Here is a 22,654-nt window from a genome sequence, read left to right on the forward strand (position 1 = left end):
CGGCCGAGGCGTTCGGCGGCGCGGGCAAGCCGTCCGGCGCCGGGGGCGGCGACTGCGGCATCGTGCTGGCCCCGGCCGGCACGTCCCGCCGCGACCTGCTGGCCGACTGGGAGGCCCACGACATCCGCCGCCTGGAGTTGCGCGTCCATCCGCCCGAGGGGGCCGTCGATGACCACTGATCCGTCCCTTCAGCACCGGCTCCGCAAGGACGACCACATCGTCCTCGCCGAGCGGCAGCAGCAGTCCCCGGTCGGCCGCAACGACTTCGACGACGTCGAATTCCTGCACCACGCCCTGGACGGCATCGACGAGACCGGCGTCCGGCTCGGCGTCCGCGTCGGTGAGGTGTCCTGGCCGGTGCCGCTGTACATCAACGGCATGACCGGCGGCAGCGACACCGCGACCCGGATCAACCGGGAGCTGGCCATCACCGCGCGGGAGACCGGGCTGGCGATGGCCTGCGGCTCGATGAGCATCGCGCTGCGGCACCCCGACACCGCGGCCGGTTTCCGGGTGCTCCGGGAAGAGAACCCGGACGGCTTCATCATGGCCAACCTGGGCGCCGGACGCAGCGGCGAGGACGCCCGCCGCGCCGTCGAGCTGATCGGCGCGGACGCCCTGCAGATCCACCTCAACGCCGCCCAGGAGACGGTGATGCCGGAGGGTGAGCGAGCGTTCACCGGCTGGGCCGCTTCGGTCGAGCAGATGGTCGCCGCGGCCGGCGTCCCGGTGATCGTCAAGGAGGTCGGGTTCGGGCTGAGCCGGCGCACACTGCTGCGGCTGCGTGACCTCGGCGTCCGGATCGCCGACGTCAGCGGCGCCGGCGGCACCGACTTCGTCGGCATCGAGAACGCCCGCCGCAGGCTCGGCGACTTCGCCTTCCTCGGCGGCTACGGGCAGTCCGCGATCGCCTGCCTGCTGGACGCCCCGCACGGCACCGGCCCCGACCTGCTGGCCTCCGGCGGCGTCCGGTCCCCGCTGGACGTGGTGAAGGCGCTGGCGCTGGGCGCCCGGGCCGCCGGCGTGGCCGGGGTCTTCCTCAAGCCGGCCAGCGAGGGCGGCGCCGAGGCGCTGGTGCCGATCGTGCGGCGCTGGCTGGCCCAGCTGCGGCAGCTGCACGCCCTGCTGGGCGCCGCCGAGCCGGCCGAGCTGCAGCGCACCGACCTGCTGCTGCGCGGCCGGGTCAAGGAGTTCTGCGAGCTGCGCGGCATCGACCCCGGCAGCTTCACCCGGCGACGCGACGCGGCGTCCCCGCCCAGCCCCGGCGTCCCTACCCCAGACGTCCCAACCCGGTCAGGAGAACCGAATGAGCGATGACGACACCGTGATCCCCACCCGCTGGGTGGGCCCGATCCGAGTCAGCGGCGACACCGTCAGCGGTGAGTTCGAGGTGCCGCTGGCCACCTACGAGACTCCGCTGTGGCCCTCGGTCGGACGCGGCGCGAAGATCTCCCGGCTGGTCGAGGGCGGCATCCAGGTCACCGTGCTGGGCGAACGGATGACCCGCTCGGTGCTCTTCATCGCCCCGGACGCCGCCACCGCCGACCGGGCGGCCCGCGCCATCCGGGCCCGCAAACCGGAACTGGACGACGCCGTGGGCGGCACCAGCCGGCACGCGAAGCTGGTCGAGATCCACGACGAGATCGTCGGCAACCTGCTCTTCGTGCGGTTCGCACTGGAGACCGGGGACGCGTCCGGGCACAACATGGTCACCCGGGCCGCCGACGCCCTGATGGAGCGGATCCTCGGCTGGAACCTGGGGCTGAGCTACGGGTCGATCTCCGGCAACTTCTGCATCGACAAGAAGCCCAGCGCCGTCAACGGCATCCTGGGCCGCGGCCGGAACGTCGCCTGCGACATCCTGATCCCGCACGAGGTGGTGGCCAAATCGCTGCGCTCCACCGCGCAGGGCATCACCGACCTGGTGATCCGGAAGAACTTCGTCGGCAGCACCATCGCCGGCGCGCTGCGGTCCGCCAACGCCCACTACGCGAACATGCTGCTGGCCATCTACCTGGCCACCGGACAGGACGCCGCGAACATCGTCGAGGGCTCCCAGGGCTTCACCTACGCCGAGACCCGCCCCGAGGGGCTGTACTTCTCCTGCACCCTGCCGCACCTGATCGTCGGCGCGGTCGGCAACGGCAAGCACCTGCCGCACACCCAGCGGGCGCTGGAGCGACTCGGCTGCGCCGACCCCGACGCTCCGCCCGGCGGCAACGCCCGGCGGCTCGCCGCGCTGATCGCCGCGACCGTGCTGTGCGGGGAGCTGTCGCTGCTCGCCGCCCAGACCAACCCGGGCGAGCTGATGGCCGCCCACCTGCTGCTGGAGCGCCGGGAAAGGAGCCGGGGATGACCTCGGTCGGTATTCATGACCTGTCGATCGCGACCGCGCACCACGTGGTCGACCTCACCGAGCTGGCCGAGGCGTCCGGCGTCCCGCCGCAGAAGTACCTGACCGGGCTGGGCCAGGAGGCGATGAGCTTCCCGGCACCCGACGAGGACATCGTCACCATGGGGGCGGCCGCGGCGCTGCCGATCCTGCAGCGGCACGGCAGCGAGCGCGTCCGCACCCTGCTGTTCGCCACCGAATCAGGCATCGACCAGTCGAAGTCGGCCGGCGTCTTCGTGCACCGGCTGCTCGGGCTGCCTTCCACCGTCCGGACGGTCGAGTTGAAGCAGGCCTGCTATTCCGCCACCGCGGCGCTGCAACTGGCCGCCGGCATCGTGGCCCGCGATCCCGGCGAGCAGGTGTTGGTGATCGCCTCCGACATCGCCCGCTACCAGCTGGACACCCCGGGTGAGCCGACCCAGGGCGCGGCCGCCGCGGCGATGCTGATCGGCGCCGACCCGGCCCTGCTGGCGCTGGAACCGGTGACCGGCATCCACACCGCCGACGTGGACGACTTCTGGCGTCCCAACGACTCCACCACGGCGATGGTGGACGGCGCCCTCTCGCTGCGGGCCTACCTGGCTTCGCTGCTCGGCGCCTGGGACGACTTCCACGAGCGCGGCGGCGCCGGCTTCCACACCATCGGCCGGTTCGTCTACCACCAGCCGTTCACCAAGATGGCCCAGAAGGCGCACGCCCGGCTGTCCCAGCGGACGTCGCACGCCACCTCGCCGAACGCGCTCAAGGGTTCGCTCGACTACAACCGGCGGCTCGGCAACAGCTACACGGCCTCGCTCTACGTGGGCCTGGCCGGGGCGCTGGACAGCTCCGACGACCTGGCCGGACGCCGGGTCGGCCTGTTCAGCTACGGCTCGGGCAGCGTCGGCGAGTTCTTCACCGGCATAGTGCAACCCGACTACGCCCAGCATCGCCGGCGGGACGCCACTCTGGCCGCGCTCACCGCGCGGGTGCCGCTCGGCATCGACGGCTACCGGGCCCTGCACGCCGCGCACACCGGGAGCAGCCAGGATCATCAGACCCCTCGGGTGACCACCGCGCCGTTCCGGTTCAGCGGCGTCCAGGGTCGCGCCCGGCAGTACGAGGCGAACGAGTAGCGCCCGCCGGTCCTCGTTGGTCGAGCTTGTCGAGACCCGGTACGCGGGACAGACCCCTCGTACCACGGGCGTGAATTGCGAGCACGACATGCCACAATTCACGCGAGTGGGCGGAGGCGAACAATGGTCGACCGGGTACTGCGGGAGCGGATCGACGCGCTGCTGGACGTCTACCGCGAGATCACGACCGACCAGCCCGAGGCGCTGCGCCAGATCGCCCTGACCGAACTGGCCGAGTCCGTGCAGCAGTCGAATGCGATTGAGAACTCCACCCTCACCCTGGGCGACACCGAGCGGATCCTCGCCGGGCAGCTGCCGTCGGGACGCCGCGACCTGCGCGAGGTCTACGAGGCCAAGAACCTGGCGAAGGTGACCACCGACCTGCTCACCTCGACCGAGCCGCTGGAGACCGGCCTGATCCTGCACTGGCACGGGACGCTGCTGGCCGGCATCCGTGACGACGCGGCCGGGAGGTTCCGCCGTGCCGGCGAGTGGGTCCGGGTCGGCGGGCACCTCGGCGCCAACCCGGAGTTCGTCTCGGGCCTGGTCTCGGACGCCCTCGCCCGCTACCGGGAGGACGCCTCGACGTCCCCGCTCGACGCCATCGCCCGGTTCCACTGCGAGTTCGAGGTGATCCACCCGTTCGTGGACGGCAACGGACGGATCGGCCGGGTTCTGATCAACAAGCAGTTGCAGGATCATGGCCTACCCCCGGTCATCGTCCGGGCCAGGAACCGGCAGGCCGACTACTACCCGGCGCTGTCGCACTATGCGACGACCGACTCCGCCGACGGCATGACCCGCCTGCTGGCGCTGCTACTGCTCGAATCGCTGCACAAGCGCATCGCGCTGCTCACCAGCCGCCGGGTGATCCCGCTCGCCGACTGGGCACGAGCCAGCGGCGTCCGTGGCAATGTGGCCACCAACAAGGCCAAGCGGCAGACCATTCCGGCCTTCCGGGTCCGCGACCGCTGGATGATCGCCGCAGAGCACCGCTGACTCTTCGTTGGTCGAAAACTGGCCGGTCTTTCGGTGGTCGAGCTTGTCGAGACCGTGCCGGTCTTTCGGTGGTCGAGCTCGTCGAGACCTGGCCGGGTTTCGACAAGCTCAACCAGCGGAGCTCCCCAAAGACCACCGTGCAAGATTTTCGGGCGTGAACCTCCATAAAAGCTTATAAGGTTAGCCTTACCAAACTTTCCTGGCCCGAGGAGGAACGGTGCCGTCCACCCTGAACGATGCCCCGCCCATCGCTGAAACCACCGAACCCGCGACCTCCGCCCCGCCGGACGCCGAGGCCGAGGCCCGGGCGTCCGCCGCCGCGCTCGCCGACCTGCTGGCCCCCGCCCACCGCTCGATCGCCGTCGGCGTCGTCCTCCAGGTGATCGGCTCGGTGGCTGCCATCGCCCCCTACGTGGCCATCGCGGAACTCGGCAAGCTGTTCCTGGCCGGCGACCCGGTGGAGCAGTCCCGGGTCTGGTGGGTGGCCGCGGCCACCGTGGTCGCGCTGCTGGCCCGGACGGTGTTCAGCGGCGCCGCACTGTCGGTCACCCACTTCGCCGACGCCCGGCTGCAGGGCGTCATCCGCAGCCGGATCGTCGAACGGCTGGGCCGGGTGCCGCTGGGCTGGTTCACCCGGAACTCCTCGGGTCTGGTCCGCAAGGCGACCCAGAACGACATCGCCGACGTGCACTACCTGGTGGCGCACGGGGCGGTGGAGACCGCGGCGGCGATCACGGTGCCGCTGGCCGGCATCGGCTACCTGCTGCTGCTCGACTGGCGGCTGGCGCTGGTGGGCATCGCGACCATGCCCGTCTACCTGGTCGCCTACGCGATGATGGCCCGCGGCATGACGGCGAAGATGGCCGAGATGAACGCCGGGATCGCCCGGATCAGCGCGTCCATCGTCGAGTTCGTCTCCGGCATCGCGGTGGTGAAGACGTTCGGCCAGGCCGGCCGGGCCCACGACGCCTACCGCAGGGCGGCGCTGCAATTCTCCGACGGCTACGGCGCCTGGGTCCGCCCGATGCTGCGCACCGACGCGCTGGCGACCATCCCGATCTCGGCACCGGTGGTGCTGCTGGTCAACCTGTGCTTCGGCGCCTGGTTCGTCGCCCAGGGCTGGGTGAGCGTGGTGGATCTGATCACCGCAGCCCTGGTGGCGATGAGCCTGCCGGCGGCGATCATGACGGTCAGCTACAGCATGCAGGCACGCCGCGAAGCCGCCGCGGCGGCCAAGCGGATCACCGATCTGCTGGCCACCCCGGTGCTGCCGGAGCCGGCCGCGCCGCGACTGCCGGCCTCGTCCGAGGTGGTCCTGGACGGGGTCGGGTTCAGCTACGACGGCCGGCACCGGGTGCTGGACGACATCACGCTGCGGCTGCCGGTCGGCACGGTGACCGCGCTGGTCGGGCCGTCCGGATCGGGCAAGTCGACGCTGGCCACCCTGGTGGCCCGATTCCACGACGTCGACAGCGGCAGCATCGCAATCGGCGGCGTGGACGTCCGCGCGATCGCCACCACCGAGTTGTACCGGCGGGTCGGATTCGTGCTGCAGGACGTCCAGCTGCTGCATGCCAGCATCGCCGACAACATCCGGCTGGCCCGCCCGGACGCCACCGCCGAGCAGGTCCGCGAGGCGGCCCGGCGGGCCCAGATCGACGACCGCATCCTGGCCCTGCCGCGCGGCTACGACTCCGTGGTCGGCGAGGACGCGCTGCTGTCCGGCGGCGAGGCGCAGCGGGTGTCGATCGCCCGGGCGATCCTCGCCGATCCGCCGATCCTGATCCTGGACGAGGCGACGGCGTTCGCCGATCCGGAGTCCGAGGCGCGGATCCAGGCCGCGCTGGCCCAGCTGGTCGGCGGCCGGACGCTGCTGGTGATCGCCCACCGGCTCAGCTCGATCACCTCGGCCGACCAGATCGTCGTGCTGGACCGGGGCCGGGTCGCCGAGAGCGGCACCCACCACGAACTGTCGAGCACGAACGGCGTCTATGCCCGGATGTGGCAGGCCCATGAAGGAGGCGCGCGATGATCCGGCAGCTGCGGGACGTGCTCGGACCCGACGACCGGAAGCTCTACGGCCGGTTCCTGGTCTGGGCGATCGCCTACGGGGTGCTGCAGGGCTTCGCCGTCAGCCTGCTGGTGCCGATCGCCCGCTGCCTGGCTGCTGGCGACACGCAGGGCACCTGGACCTGGATCGGCGTCCTGGCGGTGGCGGTGGCCGGCTGCGCGGTGGCGCACTACGTGCAGGCGATGCGGGGCTTCCAGGTGGCGCTCACCGTGCTGCGCACCATGCACCTGAACATCGGCGACCACCTGGTGACGCTGCCGATCGGCTGGTTCGCCGGGAAGACCGGCAGCGTCGCCCAGATCGCGTCCAAGGGCACGCTGGCCGCGGGCACGGCGTCCGCCCACCTGATGACGCCGGTGGTGGTCGGCATCGCCGCCCCGGCCACGGTGACCGTGTCGATGCTGTTCCTGGACTGGCGGCTGGGGCTGGCCCTGCTGGTCGCCGCGCCGTTGATCGCGCTGGCCGCCCGGTTCGCCGGCGACCTGATCGCCCGCAGCGAGCGTCCTGCCCACGAGGCCGCGGTGGAGTCCAGCGACCGGGTGATCGAGTTCGCCCGCTGCCAGCCGGTGCTGCGCGCCTTCGGCCGGACCACCGGCGACTATCCGCCGTTGGCCGCGGCGATCGCCCGGCAACAGACCGTGGCCCGGCGGACCCTGGTCGAGTCGGTGATCGGGCTGAGCCTGAACGGCCTGGCGATCCAGCTGGTGTTCACCGCCCTGGTGGTGCTGGCCGCGACGCTCGCGCTCGGCGGCACGATGAGCGGCATCGACCTGCTCGCCCTGCTGGGGGTGACCTCCCGGTTCATCCAGCCGGTGTCCGAGATCGGCGAGTTCGGCGGCGCGCTGCGCCAGATCCGCGGCGAACTGACCCGCATCCAAGACCTCCTGGCCGCCCGTCCGCTGCCCGCCCCCGCCACGCCCTGCCCGCTGCCCGCGCCCGGCACGGTCGCGTTCGATCGCGTCCGGTTCGGCTACCAGAGCGACACCCCGGTGCTCGACGACGTCACCCTCACCGTCGAGCCGCACACCATGACCGCCCTGGTCGGGCCGTCCGGTTCCGGCAAGACCACGGTGACCCGGCTGATCGCCCGCTTCTACGACGTCGACGACGGCACGGTGCGGGTCGGCGGTGCCGACGTCCGCGACCAGACCACCGAGCAACTGATGGCGCAGCTGGCGCTGGTCTTCCAGGACGTCTACCTGTTCGACGACACCCTGCGGCAGAACATCCGGGTCGGACGCCCCGACGCCACCGAGGCCGAGATCGACCGGGCGGCCGAGCTGGCCGGCGTCACCGAGATCGCCGGACGCCTGCCGCGGGGCTGGGACACCCCGGTCGGCGAGGCCGGTTCGGCGCTGTCCGGCGGGGAGCGGCAGCGGGTGTCGATCGCCCGCGCCCTGCTCAAGGACGCCCCGATCGTGCTGTTGGACGAGGCGACCGCGGCGCTCGACCCGGAGAACGAGCGCTACGTGCAGCACACCGTCGAGGCGCTGCGCGGCCGCTCCACGCTGGTGGTGATCGCGCACCGGCTGGCCACGGTGGTGAACGCCGACCAGATCGTCGTGCTCGACGAGCAGGGCCGAATCGCCGAGACCGGACGCCACGACGACCTGCTCGCCGCCGGCGGCCGCTACACGGCGTTCTGGCGGGAACGCTCCGGCACCGTCGGCTGGCGACTCGAAGCGGCCCGCTGACCCCGGCGGCCGGCCGGATGGCCGATACTCGGAGCGTGACCAGGCCCGACCCGACCCCCGCCCGGCGCGGACGTCCACCCCGGTTGACCCGGGAGGCGATCGCCCGGACGGTGCTCGAGGTGGGCTTTCCGCGACTCACCTTCGCCGCCGTCCGGGAGCGCCTCGGGGTGGGCGAGACCACGCTCTTCCGCTACGCCAAGGACCGCGACGAGCTGGTCCGGCTGGCCCTGGACTACGCCATCGAGCAGGTCGCGTGGCCACCGCTGACCGGCCCCTGGGACGAGGTCATCGAGGCCTACGCGCTGGCCGCCTGGCACGCCTGGGAACGGCATCCGGGCGCGGCCACCGAGGCGGCCCGCGGCATCGTGCCGTTCGGCATGATGCGGCTGACCGACGACCTGTGCGCGATGCTGATCCGGCAGGGGTTCAGCGTCGAGAACGCGGTGCTGGCCTGCGACCTGGTCTTCGATCTGGTCAGCGACAACCGCCGCGGCGTGGAGCACTTCGACGCCGTCGTCCCCGCCGCCGGACCGGGACGCGAGCACCTGCACGGGCTCTGGACCGACGCCCCGCTTCCGGAGCCCGCCGAGCACGCCGCCACCCCCGCCGAGCGGGAGCGGATCCATGCCGCCATCCAGGCGGCGATCGACGCCGCCCCGCTGGACTGGTTCACCGGCAAGCTCGGCATCGTGATGGACGGCATCCGGCATACCCTGGCGCCGGACGGGCACGCCCGCCCCCGATCAGCCCAGGGCCAGGACGGCCCGGTCGAGCGCCCAGAGGACGAATCCGACCACGGCCGGGACGCCGAAGCCGAGCGCGAACAGGCCGGCGCCGGCACCTAGGAAGAGCACCGTCTCGATGGCCAGCCTGGCGGCCTCGGGCAGCATGACCGCGGCCCGCGGCGACAGGAACAGGCCCCACAGCACGGCCACCGCAGCCGGTCCGGCGATCACCGCGACCCAGCGCCACCAGCCGGGTGCGACCTGCCAGCCGATCACCCCGACCCCGGCGAGCAGCGCCAGTTCCAGCAGGAAGCGGACGGTCAGCGCGACCGCGACCAGCGGCGAGGCCCCGTCGAACGGCCCGGCGCCGGTCACGGCGTCCACGACCTGAGCATGGTGTCGAGCGAGCCGACCATCCGGTCGAAGGTGGCGTCCGGGTCGCGCGGCTGCCGGAACCCGCCGCCGAGTTCCAGGCTGACGAAGCCGTGCAGGGCGCTGCGGATCAGCCGGATCGCGTCGGTCTGGTCGTCGCCGGCCAGCCGGTAGGCGCGCAGCGCCGAGCCGATCACGGCGAGCAGCCGTCCGGCCGCCGCCTGCCCCTCGGCGTCGTCGGGTTCAGGGGCGACCTGCAGGGCGGCGTAGCGGCCGGGATGCTCGACGGCCCAGCGGCGCAGGGTGGCGGCCAGCGCGGCCAGCGCGTCGGCGCCGGACAGCCCTGCGCAGGCTTGCGACAAGGACGCGGCCAGCTCGTCGGCGGCCAGGGTTCCGATGCCCCGGTGCAACGCGGCCAGGTCGGCGACGTGCCGGTACACCCCGGGCGGCGCGATCCCGAGCGCCCGGCCCAGCTTGGTGATGGTGACGGCGTCGAGCCCGATCTCGTCGGCCAGTTCGGCGGCCCGCCGGACCACCCGGTCGCGGGTCAGCCGCTCAGCCATGGCCGACCTCCGCGAGGAAGGGCAGCATCGCGTCCAGGACGGCACCGGGCTGCTCGGCCATCGGGTAGTGCCCGGCACCGGGGATCATCCGGTGTGCACCGTTCAGGCGTCCGGCCACCCAGGCGGCCTCCGCCTCCGGGTCGGGGAAGTCCGGGTCGCGATCGCCCATCAGCACCAGGGTCGGCGCGGACACCCGCGGCAACGCCGCCTGTGCCGCGGCGTGCGAGGTGTTCGCGGTCGCCCGGAAGGCCCGCCACCGTCCCGGACGCCGCAGCAGCGCCAGCGCAGCGCTCACCTGCTGCTGGTGATCGGACGGCTTCGGCTCACCGAACAGCGACCGGTGGTAGGACCGCCAGACCAGCGGCCCCCACGGCTTGGCCAGCAGCACCCGCATCAGCGGCCGGACCACCGCCGGCCCGTGATCGCGGACGAAGGGGCCGATCAGCACCAGGTCGGCCACGGCGTCCGGACGGTCGGCGGCGGCGAGCACACACCGGCGGCCGCCCCCATCGAGTTGCCGACGACTACCGCCGGGCCTCCCCCGAGCGCGTCGATCACCGCCAGCACGTCGGACGCGGCGGCCGGGTCGTCGTAGCGGTCGAAGCCGACCGAACTGTCGCCGTGGCCGCGCAGGTCCATCGCCGCCGCCCGGTAGCCGGCGTCCACCAGGCCGGGCAGCAGATGCCGGAAGGACGCCCGCGACTCGCCCATGCCGGGCACGCAGAGCAGCAGCGGGCCGGATCCGCTCACCTCGACGGCGATGCGGCCCGGCCCGCGGGTCACCTCGATCAACTTCATGTTACGGATCGTAACTTACCATTACGATCCATACAATCCTGTCGCGAAGCCTGCTCAGTCGCGGACGGCGATGTCCGGCATATTGGCCAGGATCCACTCCTCCGCCTCCGGCGACCACAGGCCGTCATGGGCGGCCAGGATCGCGCCCAGCGGGGTGGCCGGATCGACGCTCTCCAGTTCGATCCGGTCGAAGTCCTTGTGGGTGTAGACCAGCTTCTTCCCGCCACCGAGCTCGGGCTGGCTCAGCGTGGTCTCCGCGGCGGCGTTCAGCCCCAGCACGTGGGTGACCACCTTCGCCACGTCCAGCCGGCCCTGGGCGACCAGGTCGGCGGCGACGGCGGCGCTCTCCGGTGTCCCGCCCGAGTTCCCGGTCACCCGGGTGAGGTTGTAGTGGACGTCGTAGAAGTTGACCGGCACCGTGAAGTTCTTGTCCCGCGGACCCGCGAACTGATTCAGACAGCCGTCCCGGTTGAGCAGTTCACCGGCCATCGCCAGCAGCGGCTGCACCGACACCATCGAGATGATGTCGTCGAAGCCGCCTCCGCCGAGCTGCCGCAGCGCGTCCTTCTGTTCCTCGATCGACATCTCCGAGACGTTGACGAAGTGCACGTCGACGTCGTCGGACGGGTAGAGCCGGCGGGCCCGCTCGAGCTTGGCCTCGCCGCGTCCGGTGACCACCAGCGTCCTGGGCTTGCGGTCGGCGTGCAGCAGATAGTCGATCGCCAGCAGCCCCATCGGCCCGGTGCCGCCCAGCAGCAGGCAGCTGCCACCGTCCTTGATTCCCGAGACCGGCGTGTAGCTGCGCGGAATGAAGTGGATCTGGGCGTCGAACGCCGAGATCACGCAGCTTAACGGTTCACACAGCGAGCCCTCGTAGTACGCCTTCCCCTCGAACGGGATCAGGCAGTCGAGCTCGATCACCTCCGGCGGGACGATCACCGCCGTGGAGCAGCCGCCGATGTACCGGTAGGAGTAGCCCGGGACGAACGGGTTGTCCCGCGGCAGCGCCGGCTGCACGACGACCCGCTGGCCGACCTGGAACCGGTCCGCCCACTTGGCGCCGACCTGCAGGATCTTGCCGCTGAACTCGTGGCCGATCATCACCGGGTTGTTCGCCAGGTCGTCGGGGGCCTTCTTGTGGTTGCCGCCCTCTTGGGCGAGCTTCCACGTCGACATGCACATCGTGTCGGTGACGACCTCGGCCAGCACCTCGTCATCGTTGATCGCCGGAAGCTCGGTGCTCTCCAGCCGGAGATCCGTTTTCCCGTAGAGATTGAGTGAAATGGCCTTCATGGAAATCATCCTAGCTGTCGTAAATCGAATGAAGATCGAGTTCCCTCAACTCTGCCGAGGGGTGTCGTGATGCTCCGAGTCAATAAGAGAGACGATGGCTTCGACGGTCGACTGACTGGTCACCAGATCGGTTATCAAACCGGTGCGCAGCGCCCCGAGTATGGCGGCCGCCTTGGGTTTGCCCAAGGCGATCGCCACTCGACGCGGGACCTGCCTGAGTCGTTCCATGTCGATGCCGATGACGTGGAAGTCGGGAATCTCCACCGGCTGGCCCTGCTGGTCGAACGGGTGCGCGAGAATGTCTCCCACCGCACCCGCGCTGAGCCCCTCGGCAAGGGTGGTTCCCTTGTAGAACTCGCGCCACGACCGGGTTCCGGTCACCTTGCTGCTGCCTATTCCGAAGATCGCCACCGAGAGACTCGACCACATGTCGACCACCCGTGCCACATTGGGATTGCCGACCAGTTCGGCGCGCAACGCCTCGCTTCGCACGATCGCCGGGGTGTCCAGAGAATAGGGGACGCCGCCGGTGATTCTCGACGCCAATCGATAGACCACCCCATTGGCCTGGTAGGGCGCGCTCACCATTCCTCTCGGGCCGCCGATCAACGGCAGCACGGTGACGTTCTTCGGGAACGGAACCTGCTGGAAGCAATCGGCGGCAGCCGCCAGCGACAGCCCCCAGGAGACCCCGACATGACTGTTGCTGCGAATGATCGAATGCAGGAACGAATCGGCGAATTTCCCGGCCTTCGTCAGTCGCTGTACGTAGCTGAGCTCGGCCGGGTCGGGGACGATCAGCGCGGTTTCGAGACCGAATCGCTCCTGCAGGAGGTGCGAGGCGTCGGTGACCGCGCCGAATGTCGCGTCCACCGTGACCTGCACGATGCCGAGCCGCCGGGCCTCGTTGAGCATGCGGCTGACCTCGGTCCGGTGCACCCGCATGACCTCGGCGACCTGGGTCTGGTTGAGCTGATGGATGTGGTACAGCTGCGCCGCCCTGATCAGCGCGTTGATCCTGTCGGCAGGGTTCAGCATGGTCGATTCCTCCAGCCTTATGAAACGCCGATCCCGGTGGCTCCGACGATCAGCAGGACAGCTCCGAAGAATACGTAGACGAAGTCGACGCCCTTGTCCGACCGCTTGGCTCGGAGCAGCCCCAATGCGAGGAGAATGGCTCCTCCCAGCAGGGCCAGCACCTGGTTGCTGAGCGATGGCATGCTCAGGCGAGGATTCCGAGCCAGTAGCCGAGGATGCCCAGGCCGAACATTCCGAAGATCAGCCAGATCGGATTGACCTTCTTCTTCAGCAGGTACATCGTCAGCAGGGTGAGCCCGAGCGCCGGCAGGCCCGGCAGCATCGAGTTCAGGATGTCCTGGACGGTCGTGGTGGTGTCGCCGGTCTGGGACACCACGACGGGGATGTTGATCGTCGTCCACTTGGTCACCAGCACGCCCATCACGAACAGGCCGAGCACGGTGGCGCCCTCGGTGAGCTTCTGCAGCAGGTTGCCGCCGAGGTCGTCGATGATCGACAGCCCGCGCTTGTAGCCGAGATCGAGCAGGAACCACTTCAGGGCGAGCCGGGCGGCGTTGAAGCCCAGGAAGAACAGGATCTGCCCGAGCCAGGAGCCCTGCAGCGCCAGGGTCGCGCCGAGCGCGGCCAGGATGGGACGCAGCGTGCCCCACATCAGCGGGTCGCCGACGCCGCAGAGCGGGCCCATCAGGCCGATCTTGACGCTCTGGATCGCCTGGCCGTCGATGTCCTTGCCGTCGGAGCGGCCCTCCTCCAGCGCGGCGGTGACGCCGATCACCGGCCCGCACAGGGCGGGGGTGACGTTGAACCAGGTCATGTGCCGCTGCAGCGCGTCGACCTGATCCTCCTTGCGGCTGTACAGCCGCTTGATGATCGGAATCATGTCGACGCAGAACGCCATGGCGTGGATGCGCTCGAAGTTGAACGACGCCTGCTGGAAGTTCGACAGCAGGAAGGTCTTCACCAGGTCACCCTTGGTGACCTTCCCGCCCTGGACGGCGGCCTCGCCGCCGCGTTCGGTGGTCTCGGTGGTCACGGTTTCGGTGGTCATAGTCGTCGTACCTCTGTCCTCAGTCTTCGAGTTCGTCGTCGGCAAGCTCTCCGCCGCCGGCCCCGACGGCCACCGCCGTCGCGGTGGACGCCACCACCACCGGCTTGGAGAACTTGGGGTTGAGCTGCACGTACACGATCGCGGCGACCAGGCCGACCGCGCCCCAGGCCAGCAGGCTCAGCTCCAGGTAGCCACCGAGCACGAAGCCCAGGTAGAAGAAGGGCATCAGGTACTTGACGCCCATCATGTTCAGCACCATGGCGTAGCCGACCACCACGATGAAGCCGCCGGCCACCGCCATGCCGCCGGTGACCACCTCGGGCAGCGCGCCCAGCACGCCCTGGACGGCCTCGGGGCTGGCGAAGATGGCGACCAGGGTGGTCGGGATGGACACCCGCAGCGCCTGCACGATGAGGGCGGAGAAGTGCAACGCGATGATGCCGTTGAAGTTCGCCTTCGCCGCCTGTTTATCGCCGGCGTGCTGGAAGATGATCGTGATCGACCGGGCGATGACAGTGAGCACCTGGCCGGCCACGGCCACCGGCAGCGCGATGGCGATGCCGGTGTCGACGCTCTGGCCGCCCACGATCACCAGGATGGTCGAGATGGTGCTGGCCAGTGCGGAGTCGGGCGACTGTGCCGCCCCGACGTTCATCCAGCCCAGCGCGATGAGCTCCAGCGTGCCGCCCAGGATGATGCCGGTGACCGGATCGCCCAGGATCAGCCCGGTGACCGAGCAGGCGATGAGCGGGCGGTGCGTCTGGAACTCGTCCAGGACGCTTCCGCCGCCGACGATGGACGACCAGATGAAGATGAGGGTGATCTCAAGGCCTGACATTTCTACCCCATGTCCTTTCCGAACTTCTCCCTGATCTTCGCGATGATGTCCGAACTCGGGTCGGATTTGAGCACCCGCAGGTCGAGTTCGACACCCATGTCGCGCAGTTGATAGAAGGCGCGGGCCTCGTCGTCGGTGACGAAGACCGCCTTGTTGAGCTGGGTCTTTCCGTCGCGGAACTGCATCCCGCCGATGTTCAGCGTCTTGACCATCACGCCGCTCTCGACGAGCCGGACGACGTCGATCGGCGTGGTGAACAGCAGGAACACCTTTTCGTCGGCATAGGTCGGGTTGCCGAACACCGCGGCCGCCTTCGCGATGCTGACGATGTTGACCTTGATCCCCGGTGGCGCCGCCTGCTTCAGCAACGTGGTGCGGATCTTGTCCTGGAATACATCGTCGCTGACGATGATGATGCGGTCGGCGTTCGACCCCTTCGCCCAGACGGTGGTGACCTGGCCGTGGATGAGTCGGTCGTCGACCCTTGCCAAAGTAATGATCATGATCAGAAGTCCTCTTCGTCTTCGGATTTCTTGAGCTCGTCGCTCAGGATTCTGGTGAACGTCGACGCCTGCGCCGCGATCTCGCCCACCGCGCGACGCGGGTCGCCGTCGTCGGCGTACTGCGCGAGAGTGAGGCAGATCGGCAGTGACATGCCGGCGATGACGTCGGACACCCCGCCTTTGATGGCCAGCGTGGCGGCGGCGTTGTACGGGCTTCCCGAGAACAGGTCGGCGACGACGACGGTGGCCTCGGCGGCCAGTTCGTTGTCCTTGATGGTCGCTTCCAGAGTCGCGGTGAGACTCTCATAGCCGTCTCCGGGAAGGAACTCGACCGGGTAGAACCGCGGCATCGCGCCGAAGATCATCTCGACGGCGTCCTTCATCGCCGGCCCGGTCTTCCCGTGACCTACAAGAATGACGTTCATCAGTCGCACACCCTCCTTTGGGCATAGCCGCCCCACGAAAGGGCGTATTTCGTTTTCTGCGTCGAGCGCCGGCTCTGCGAACTCACCGAGGTCGGATCGAGTACGAACCGCTATGTCACGTACGACCCGGGCCGGACGGCCGGCTGATGCAGGGATGTGTATTCGGGGCCGAGAATCGGTTGTCGCCTCTCGATCGGAACGCTCCCGTTGGACGAGTGCACCACGAACCGGCCCGAACTCGTGGTCAAACCCCCTCCGTCGCGGGACTCAAGTTGGTGGCATCAGACTACTGACGAAGGCCGCGCAGAAACCGGGGAGCCGACATTTCGCACATTTGTGATCGTTGCGCCGGCGCTGTCCGGGGCCGCGCCCGGCGGCTGTGAGGACGGGCTGGGGCGATGGCGAGGCGCCCGTCCTGCACCGATACTGGAGGTACGAAGTGCTGGACGAGGCGAGGAGGGACTCGATGGCCGATGACCCCTTGGCGCGCCACGCCGATCTCGGCAGCGCACCGGAGCAGACCTTCGACCACCCCGTCCGGGGGCGCTTCAACGCCTGGTTCTTCTCCGTCTTCGACCGGTACATCGATCGGGTGGCCCGGCCGCTCAAGCACGCCGCCTTCGCCGAGCTGCGCGCCGACCGCGTCCTGGAGCTCGGTCCCGGCATCGGAGCCAACCTGGGCTACCTCCCGGCGGGCGCCGAGCTGATCGCGGTCGAGCCGAACCTCCGGATGCACGCCGCGCTCGAACGGCGCTGCGCCCGGGCCGGCGTCGCGCTGACCCTCGTCCCCAGCTACGCCGACCGCCTCCCGCTACCCGATCAGTCGGTCGACGAGGTGATCTGCTCACTGGTGCTGTGCACCGTCCCGGACCCGGACGCCGTACTCGGCGAGGTGGCCCGGGTGCTGCGTCCCGGAGGCCGGTTCCGCTTCGTCGAACATGTCGCGGCGCCACCGGGCACCCGTCGCGCCGCGGTGCAGCGCGTGCTGCGCCGGCCGTGGTCCTGGGTCTTCGAGGGATGCGATCTGCATCGGGACACCGCGGACGCCATCGAACGCGCCGGCTTCGCCGCGACGACGATCGTGCCCATGCACCCCCGGGGCAGCGTCTTCTACCCGGTCAACACGATGATCTGCGGAGTGGCCCAGCGCTGACCGGTCGAGGTCGCCGGGCGCCGTCAGTGATCCGTCACACCTGCTTGGTCGCGCAGCTTTCCAGGACCGCGGCCGCCGTTGCCGGGTCGTCGACGGTGACGACGATGGAACGGCCGTCGCGGCGGACGACTTCCAGGGCGGGGCCGCGGCGGCTGAGGATCCCCCATCGCCCCTTGCCCGCCGGCCCGATCGCCCAGCGCAGGCCCCAGCCACCGAAGTCGGCCATCGGCTCGACCGCGACGATCCCGGCCCTGGCCAGATCCGCGGCGGGAATGCGGAGCCTCGGCCACCCGACGATCGACCGGACGACGAATCCGCCCGGCCCTGCCGTGGCGACGAATTGCGCGGTGACGAGGAGGACGGCAAGAAGGAATGCCGGCGGAACGAGGACCGGCCAGAACCGTGGCCCGACGGCCAGCACCAGCGATACGCCGAGCACGATCAGTGCCGCGGCGGCCGTGGCGATGATCGCCACGAGCCAGGCCGGGATGTCGACCCTGCCGGTCCAGGCAGCCACCTCGCCGGTCCGGAGCGGAAGGGCCTCGGCCGGCTGAACGGTGTCGGCCACCGGGGCCTCACGCGGCAGCAGCCACCAGGTGAGCAGCGCGGCCGCGACGCCCAGGAGAGCGCCGCCGGCCAGTGGCAGGGCCGGTGCGAGCGGGGAGGCGTTGAGGAGCACCGAACCCACCCCCATCCCGACGGCGTGGAAGACGGTGATGCCCATCACGATGGCGGGCATCCAGGTGTTCGCCCCGGCCATCCGGGTCGCTCGCGTCATGAAGAACCCCATCACGGCGATGACCGGGAACCCGATCGCGGCGATCAGGATCGGGTAGGTCCACCACGGCCCGGTGCGCTCGGAGTCGGCGGCCCAGCGGGTGATCAGCTGCGGGTTGCCGGTGGCGCCGACGGCGATGACGACGGCCTCCGCGATGACGACCACCGCCAGCGGCACCCAGATCGTCGCGATCAGCGCGGCGCGCCGGGCGTCCCGGTGACTGACGATGCGACCGCTCATGACTCGTACTCCTTCCGGACCAGCGCCAGCAGGGTACCGATCGGGATGCCGGCGGCCTTCGCCTCGGCGGCCGCGTGGGCGACGGCAGCCCGGACGCCCTGCGCGGTCGGCGCGCCGAGGACGACCGCGCCGCGGCCCCGTCGAAGCTCGACCTGACCGTCATCGCGGAGCTCCTGGTAGGCGCGCAGGACGGTGTGGACGTTGACACCCAGCGACTCGGCCAACTCCTTCGCGGCAGGCAGTCGCGCCCCGGTGGCGACCATTCCCGTCGCGATCTGGGTCGCGATCGACTCCGCGATCTGCGCGAACACGGGGGTCGTGGTGGTCGGATCGATGAGCACGAACACACGGTTATTCTAGAACAGTGAGTTGTTCTAGTTGCATTAGCACTACTGCTCTGTCGAGGTTCTGGGCATGAGTGGCCTCCTCGCCTGGGTGGCGGGTTCCGGCGTCGTGCAGGGCGTGATCATGGGCCTGACCTTCGCCTTCCTGACCACGGTCCCGGTGCTGAACGCCGTGGCGAAGCGCGAGACGACGACGGTCAACGGCTGGCGTGCGATCCGCAGGGCCGGCCGTCCGGACAACGGGCCGTTGCTGCGTGCCGCACTGCAGAAGGCGCTCCCCGTCGTCAACGTGTTCGAGGAGGCCGCCTACTGGACCGCGGCCACCGATGCCACCGGGACACCCCTCCACGGCAGGCACGCCTACCGCCTCCGCTTCGAAGCAGGCGGGCTTCCGCCCCATCACGCGTTCTGGTCGCTGACCGCGACCGACCCCGGCGGTTACCTGGTCAGCGAACCGACCGGTCCCTCGAACGTCAGCAGCCACGGCGAGCTGGCGGCGAGCGCCGACGGCGCTGTCGAGATTCTGCTGCAGTCGCATCGGCCGTCCGATGCGGCGGCGAACTGGCTCGCCGTCCCGCCCGGACGGTTCGCGCTCATGCTTCGCGTCTACCTGCCCGGCGCCGCCATCGTCGATGGCGACTACCGGGTGCCGCCGATCGTGGAGGTGTGAAGGGTGAATCGCCTGACTCTGAAGCACGGCACCTCGATCACGATCGCCGTCCTGCTCCTCTTCGGCTGGGTCGTCTACCGCCGCATCGCCGACGGCGGTGCGCAGACGATCGTCCTGTTGGCACTGACAGCCCTTGTCGTCTGGGCGATCGGCACGATCGTCTTCATCTGGTTCTGGCCCCGGATCACCGTGGGTGGCTTCCGGCGGGTCTTCACCAGACGCGGCCTGGGCGGCGGCCCGATCCCGGTCAACAGGCTCGACGCCGCGTCCCTGAGCCCGTCCCAATCCGCGGCCGGCGGCAGTGTCATCGCGACCGGCGCGGACGATCTGCTCTACATCGGTGGCTGGCTGGACGTGAGACACGGACCTCGAGTGCTGCAGGTCCCCGACCTGGGCGACCGGTACTACAGCGTGCAGTTCACCGACCCTGCCAGCGGCGCCAACTTCGCCTATGTCGGGACACGCACCACCGGGACGAGCGCTCGCGACTTCCTGCTCTGCGCACCGGCCTGGGACGGCGGCACCCCGCGTGGAATGACCCGGATCGACATACCGCATCGCACCGCTCTCGTCATCGGCCGGGTATTCGTGGCCGGCGAGCACGACCGACACGCCGCCTACGCGCTGGCGAAGCAGATCCAGCTCACCGCGCCCGGTCCGTCCCCGTTCGCCGACGTCCCCGAGCCAAGGCGTCCTCACGACGCAGGCCCGAAAAGCCGATCCAGATGCTGGTCGATGGCCGCGAGGGCCGCGCGGGGTTCGATGACGTTGAGGTCGAGCAGTGGGGCGAGGCCGGTCAACGCGAGGACGAGGTCCGTCTCGACGATTGGATCGCGGTCCGGACGGATCTGCCCGTCACTGATCGCCTGCCGGATGAGGCGTTCGACCAGGGCGCGCCCATCGCGAAGTCCGGCGCCAACCTGCTCTCTCAGCGATGCGTCGTGCATGGCTTCGAGGACGTACGCCGCGTTCATCCGGCTGGTGGCACGAGAGTCGGGTCGAAGCGGGAGCATCTCGGCGAGGGCCAGTCGCAGCACGTCGCGAGGATGCGGCGGGTGACCGAGCGAGCTCAGACCTCGTTCGACCCGATGGGCAGTCCGCTCCGAGGTGAACTCCATCGCGAAGGCCAGCATCTCGTCTCGTGATGAGAAGTAGTGCTGCAGCTGCCCCAGCGAGACTCCCGCCTCGCGGGCCACTTCGCGCATGGTCGCTTTCGCCCAGCCCTGCTGGTCAACGACCCGCCACAGTGCGTGAGCGATCGACTCACGTCGCTCATGGTGATCCACCCGCTTCGGCACCCGGACTGCCTCCGTTCCAATACGCATGACATAATACAGGTGACCTGCACAATTTCGCGACGGGAGTGACGATGGCTGAGCACGAGTTGCCGCTCACGTTCTACAACCCCGCCGCCTTCGCGTTCGACACCGAGACGGTGATCGCGCTGATGTCTGACGCGCAGATCCGTAGCGCCATCGACCGCGGCGAGTTCGACAACCTGCCCGGTGCCGGCAAGCCGCTCGACCTGCCTGACCGCCATGACCCCGATTGGTGGCTCAAGAGCCTGGTCAAGCGAGAGGGGCTCGCGATGCTGCCGCCGTCCATCGAGCTCCGCAAGGACGACGCCGCGCTGGACGAGCAACTCGACCAACTTCCGAACGAGGCGGCAGTGCGCCGTGCGGTCAAGGAGTTCAACGAGCGGGTGATCTGGGCCCGCTACCAACCCCCGGCCGGGCCGCCCCTGATCACCATGCCGCGTGACATCGAGGCCACCGTGGCCGCCTGGGCCGACCGCAGGGCTGCCCGAGCCGAGGAAGCCCGCCCGGAGGCGGAAGAAGCTCGCGCGCGCAAGGAAGCGAGGACGAATGAGCGCCATCGTCGAGGATTCTTCCGCAAGCGCACCCGTCGACAGCCGCCCCGCAATCCCGAGACATGACTAACGTCGAGTCCAGCACCGATCGACTTCCACGGTGAATCGCGCGTAGCTCGGCGAGATCGCCGGTCGGCTTCGGGGCTGACTCGCGAGACGCGCAGCGCACGGATCGAAGAATGCCTCGAACACCGACAACGCCCACGTGGAGAGCAGCCATGCGCGCCCTCACCCGCCAGCGGTACCGGGGCAGGGCTCTGCGGGTGGCGTCATAGCGCGCCGCCGTGAGTTCGGCTTGCGGACGCGCCCCTCGGCGATCGCGAGTCCACCGAGCATGACGATTCCGCCGACGATCAAGGCGGTCGAGATGTGCTCGCCAAGCGCAAGCGCACCAGCGAGAACTGCGAAGACCGGTACGAGGCAATCCACGGCGGATGCGTTTGCGGGGCCGATATCCGCAACGAGTTGGACGTACCACAGGCTTGCGATGCCGGATGCGCCGATGCCGAGTGTGACCATCGCAGCGATAGCGGCGGGAGCAACAATGACCGCCGTCATGCCAGCGATCGGGAATGCAACCAGAAGCACGACCGACGCGGCAACGAGTTGCGAGGCGGCCAGACCGAGGGGCGTCAGGGAGCCGGCGGTTTCGGCTTCCTTGTTGGCGGTGATGTAGTCGGCGTAGACATATCCAGCCGCATAGCTCACCGCCGCCGTGAGGCACGCCAGCAACCCCCACATGGAGCCTGCGGCCGAGTTCCACGGTTGCAGGATCACGACCAGCCCAGCGAATCCGAGCACGAAGCCGACGACGCGCCGTGCACCGGTTCGCTGCCGCCGCAGTGCGGCACTGAGCGCGAGTGTGAGCAACGGCGTCGCCCCGATGAGCGTGCCGGCCGTACTTGCCGATACCGAGGTCTCGCCAACGCTGAGCAGCCAGTAAGGGAACACGAGCGCGAGCAGTGCAGAGACGGTGACGTTGCCCCAGGTTCGCAGCTTCGAGGCCAAGCGCACGCCACGCCAGCGCGCCACAGCGAACAGCAGGAGTGCCGCAATGACCACCCTGCCGGTCACGAGCTGGTACGGGCTGAACCCGTCGAGGGCGACCTTGATGAGGAGAAAGCTGGTGCCCCAGACGGCAGCTTGGCCGATGAAGCGAATCGTGGTGGCAGCGCGTGAACCCATGATCGATAGTTGCATGTGCACACACTGTGTGTCAATGCAGCTACAGTGACAACATGAGCAAGGCTGTCGAGTCCATCTCCGTGGTAGAGGCGTGGGACATGCTGATACCTGCGGTGTCGGCCGTGGAGTCCCGTCTTGGCAAGGCGTTGCGTCGATATGGGCTGGGTCAGTCCGAGTTCCGCACCCTCCGCATCCTGGCTGGAACACAGGACAACGAGGTTCGCCTGCTGGATCTGGCCGACGACGTGGGTCTTGACCGGAGTTCGGTGTCCCGGCTCGTCACTCGCCTCGAGGATGCCGAACTGGTCAGGCGAGAGAGTTGCGGCGACGACCGGCGAGGGGTCTACACCGTCCTAACCGAGAAGGGCCACAGCCTCTACGAATCGGCACACGACGTCTATGCGCAAACTCTGATCGAGGCCCTCGCATCGGTCGAACTTCCCGAGGAGGTCTTCGACTCACTAGCACAACGATCCGCAGCCAACTAGATCAAGCGCGGAATAAGCAACGCTTCCAGCTGTCCGGCTCGAGCAGATGCTC

At 69.6% G+C, this 22,654-nt stretch carries 26 protein-coding genes and 1 pseudogene; 12 read left to right on the top strand and 15 right to left on the bottom strand.

The genetic code is table 11. The features are described from left to right. Nucleotides 1–168: 168 nt before the first annotated feature. From fni to QM582_RS04645, 7 genes are all read left to right on the top strand, one after another. On the top strand, nt 169–1,317 hold the full coding sequence (gene fni, locus QM582_RS04615; RefSeq protein WP_415082168.1) for a type 2 isopentenyl-diphosphate Delta-isomerase: 1,149 nt from the start codon (nt 169–171) through the stop codon (nt 1,315–1,317). Beyond that, entirely contained in the window at nt 1,307–2,356 is a 1,050-nt protein-coding gene (locus tag QM582_RS04620; RefSeq protein WP_415082169.1) for a 3-hydroxy-3-methylglutaryl-CoA reductase, read from the top strand. The genes fni and QM582_RS04620 overlap by 11 nt, the downstream gene beginning before the upstream one ends. Continuing rightward, nucleotides 2,353–3,507 carry a hydroxymethylglutaryl-CoA synthase gene (locus QM582_RS04625; RefSeq protein ID WP_415082171.1) on the top strand — a complete coding sequence of 385 codons (1,155 nt, stop codon included), beginning with the start codon at nt 2,353–2,355 and terminating at the stop codon, nt 3,505–3,507. Before QM582_RS04620 ends, QM582_RS04625 begins: the two co-directional genes overlap by 4 nt. Before the next feature lie 123 nt (nt 3,508–3,630). After that, complete coding sequence (locus QM582_RS04630; protein ID WP_415082172.1) at nt 3,631–4,506, top strand: Fic family protein; 876 nt, start codon at nt 3,631–3,633, stop codon at nt 4,504–4,506. 217 nt (nt 4,507–4,723) lie between these two features. Next, complete coding sequence (locus QM582_RS04635) at nt 4,724–6,538, top strand: ABC transporter ATP-binding protein (RefSeq protein WP_415082173.1); 1,815 nt, start codon at nt 4,724–4,726, stop codon at nt 6,536–6,538. Then, on the top strand, nt 6,535–8,271 hold the full coding sequence (locus QM582_RS04640) for an ABC transporter ATP-binding protein (RefSeq protein ID WP_415082175.1): 1,737 nt from the start codon (nt 6,535–6,537) through the stop codon (nt 8,269–8,271). Before QM582_RS04635 ends, QM582_RS04640 begins: the two co-directional genes overlap by 4 nt. A gap of 35 nt (nt 8,272–8,306) precedes the next feature. Then, a complete protein-coding gene (locus QM582_RS04645; RefSeq protein WP_415082177.1) occupies nt 8,307–9,116 on the top strand; it encodes a TetR/AcrR family transcriptional regulator in 810 nt (269 codons plus the stop codon). Here QM582_RS04645 and QM582_RS04650 read toward each other — a convergent pair. From QM582_RS04650 to QM582_RS04700, 11 genes are read right to left on the bottom strand one after another with little or no spacing between them, the layout of a single operon-like run. Further along, complete coding sequence (locus tag QM582_RS04650) at nt 9,015–9,380, bottom strand: YrdB family protein (protein WP_415082178.1); 366 nt, start codon at nt 9,378–9,380, stop codon at nt 9,015–9,017. The two genes, QM582_RS04645 and QM582_RS04650, sit on opposite strands and share 102 nt — an antisense overlap. Beyond that, complete coding sequence (locus QM582_RS04655; protein WP_415082179.1) at nt 9,368–9,931, bottom strand: TetR/AcrR family transcriptional regulator; 564 nt, start codon at nt 9,929–9,931, stop codon at nt 9,368–9,370. The genes QM582_RS04650 and QM582_RS04655 overlap by 13 nt, the downstream gene beginning before the upstream one ends. Further along, a complete protein-coding gene (locus tag QM582_RS04660) occupies nt 9,924–10,421 on the bottom strand; it encodes an alpha/beta fold hydrolase (protein ID WP_415082181.1) in 498 nt (165 codons plus the stop codon). The genes QM582_RS04655 and QM582_RS04660 overlap by 8 nt, the downstream gene beginning before the upstream one ends. After that, complete coding sequence (locus tag QM582_RS04665; RefSeq protein ID WP_415082183.1) at nt 10,373–10,729, bottom strand: alpha/beta fold hydrolase; 357 nt, start codon at nt 10,727–10,729, stop codon at nt 10,373–10,375. The genes QM582_RS04660 and QM582_RS04665 overlap by 49 nt, the downstream gene beginning before the upstream one ends. 54 nt (nt 10,730–10,783) lie before the next feature. After that, nucleotides 10,784–12,022 (bottom strand): alcohol dehydrogenase catalytic domain-containing protein, encoded by a 1,239-nt coding sequence (locus QM582_RS04670; protein WP_415082185.1) that lies wholly within the window; start codon nt 12,020–12,022, stop codon nt 10,784–10,786. Nucleotides 12,023–12,067: 45 nt separating this feature from the next. Continuing rightward, on the bottom strand, nt 12,068–13,060 hold the full coding sequence (locus QM582_RS04675; RefSeq protein ID WP_415082186.1) for a sugar-binding transcriptional regulator: 993 nt from the start codon (nt 13,058–13,060) through the stop codon (nt 12,068–12,070). 17 nt (nt 13,061–13,077) lie between these two features. Beyond that, a complete protein-coding gene (locus QM582_RS04680) occupies nt 13,078–13,242 on the bottom strand; it encodes a hypothetical protein (RefSeq protein WP_415082189.1) in 165 nt (54 codons plus the stop codon). Between the two features lie 2 nt (nt 13,243–13,244). Next, nucleotides 13,245–14,108, bottom strand: coding sequence for a PTS system mannose/fructose/sorbose family transporter subunit IID (locus QM582_RS04685; RefSeq protein ID WP_415082191.1), 864 nt, complete (start codon nt 14,106–14,108; stop codon nt 13,245–13,247). Nucleotides 14,109–14,127: 19 nt separating this feature from the next. Continuing rightward, a complete protein-coding gene (locus QM582_RS04690; protein WP_415082193.1) occupies nt 14,128–14,946 on the bottom strand; it encodes a PTS mannose/fructose/sorbose transporter subunit IIC in 819 nt (272 codons plus the stop codon). 2 nt (nt 14,947–14,948) lie between these two features. After that, nucleotides 14,949–15,449 carry a PTS system mannose/fructose/N-acetylgalactosamine-transporter subunit IIB gene (locus QM582_RS04695; protein WP_415082194.1) on the bottom strand — a complete coding sequence of 167 codons (501 nt, stop codon included), beginning with the start codon at nt 15,447–15,449 and terminating at the stop codon, nt 14,949–14,951. A gap of 2 nt (nt 15,450–15,451) precedes the next feature. Then, nucleotides 15,452–15,874 carry a PTS sugar transporter subunit IIA gene (locus tag QM582_RS04700; RefSeq protein WP_415082196.1) on the bottom strand — a complete coding sequence of 141 codons (423 nt, stop codon included), beginning with the start codon at nt 15,872–15,874 and terminating at the stop codon, nt 15,452–15,454. A gap of 466 nt (nt 15,875–16,340) precedes the next feature. Between QM582_RS04700 and QM582_RS04705 the strand changes: the two genes are divergently transcribed. After that, nucleotides 16,341–17,027, top strand: coding sequence for a class I SAM-dependent methyltransferase (locus QM582_RS04705; protein WP_415082198.1), 687 nt, complete (start codon nt 16,341–16,343; stop codon nt 17,025–17,027). A gap of 34 nt (nt 17,028–17,061) precedes the next feature. On the opposite strand, the gene QM582_RS04710 is transcribed toward QM582_RS04705, so the two are convergent. Both QM582_RS04710 and QM582_RS04715 read right to left on the bottom strand, forming a co-directional pair. Further along, a complete protein-coding gene (locus tag QM582_RS04710) occupies nt 17,062–18,045 on the bottom strand; it encodes a hypothetical protein (protein WP_415082200.1) in 984 nt (327 codons plus the stop codon). After that, on the bottom strand, nt 18,042–18,392 hold the full coding sequence (locus QM582_RS04715; RefSeq protein WP_415082202.1) for a GntR family transcriptional regulator: 351 nt from the start codon (nt 18,390–18,392) through the stop codon (nt 18,042–18,044). The genes QM582_RS04710 and QM582_RS04715 overlap by 4 nt, the downstream gene beginning before the upstream one ends. A gap of 67 nt (nt 18,393–18,459) precedes the next feature. Here QM582_RS04715 and QM582_RS04720 point away from each other — a divergent pair, with 67 nt between their 5' ends. Both QM582_RS04720 and QM582_RS04725 read left to right on the top strand, forming a co-directional pair. After that, entirely contained in the window at nt 18,460–19,059 is a 600-nt protein-coding gene (locus QM582_RS04720; RefSeq protein ID WP_415082203.1) for a DUF1214 domain-containing protein, read from the top strand. A gap of 189 nt (nt 19,060–19,248) precedes the next feature. Beyond that, nucleotides 19,249–19,695: pseudogene (locus tag QM582_RS04725) on the top strand (DUF1254 domain-containing protein); the annotation flags it as partial. A 59-nt stretch (nt 19,696–19,754) separates the two neighbouring features. On the opposite strand, the gene QM582_RS04730 reads toward QM582_RS04725, so the two are convergent. After that, nucleotides 19,755–20,357: a TetR/AcrR family transcriptional regulator gene (locus QM582_RS04730; protein WP_415082205.1), complete on the bottom strand. Its 603-nt coding sequence runs from the start codon at nt 20,355–20,357 to the stop codon at nt 19,755–19,757. 71 nt (nt 20,358–20,428) lie between these two features. On the opposite strand from QM582_RS04730, the gene QM582_RS04735 reads away from it, so the two are divergent. Then, a complete protein-coding gene (locus QM582_RS04735; RefSeq protein ID WP_415082207.1) occupies nt 20,429–20,995 on the top strand; it encodes a DUF1992 domain-containing protein in 567 nt (188 codons plus the stop codon). Between the two features lie 162 nt (nt 20,996–21,157). Here QM582_RS04735 and QM582_RS04740 read toward each other — a convergent pair whose 3' ends face one another. Further along, the gene (locus QM582_RS04740) at nt 21,158–22,129 is read right to left on the bottom strand and encodes a DMT family transporter (RefSeq protein ID WP_415082209.1); all 972 of its coding nucleotides are present in this window, start codon (nt 22,127–22,129) and stop codon (nt 21,158–21,160) included. 38 nt (nt 22,130–22,167) lie between these two features. Between QM582_RS04740 and QM582_RS04745 the strand changes: the two genes are divergently transcribed. Beyond that, nucleotides 22,168–22,602, top strand: coding sequence for a MarR family winged helix-turn-helix transcriptional regulator (locus tag QM582_RS04745; protein WP_415082211.1), 435 nt, complete (start codon nt 22,168–22,170; stop codon nt 22,600–22,602). Nucleotides 22,603–22,654 lie beyond the last annotated feature (52 nt).

This window comes from Micropruina sp. (genome assembly GCF_047607385.1).
Classification (GTDB): Bacteria; Actinomycetota; Actinomycetes; order Propionibacteriales; family Propionibacteriaceae; genus Micropruina.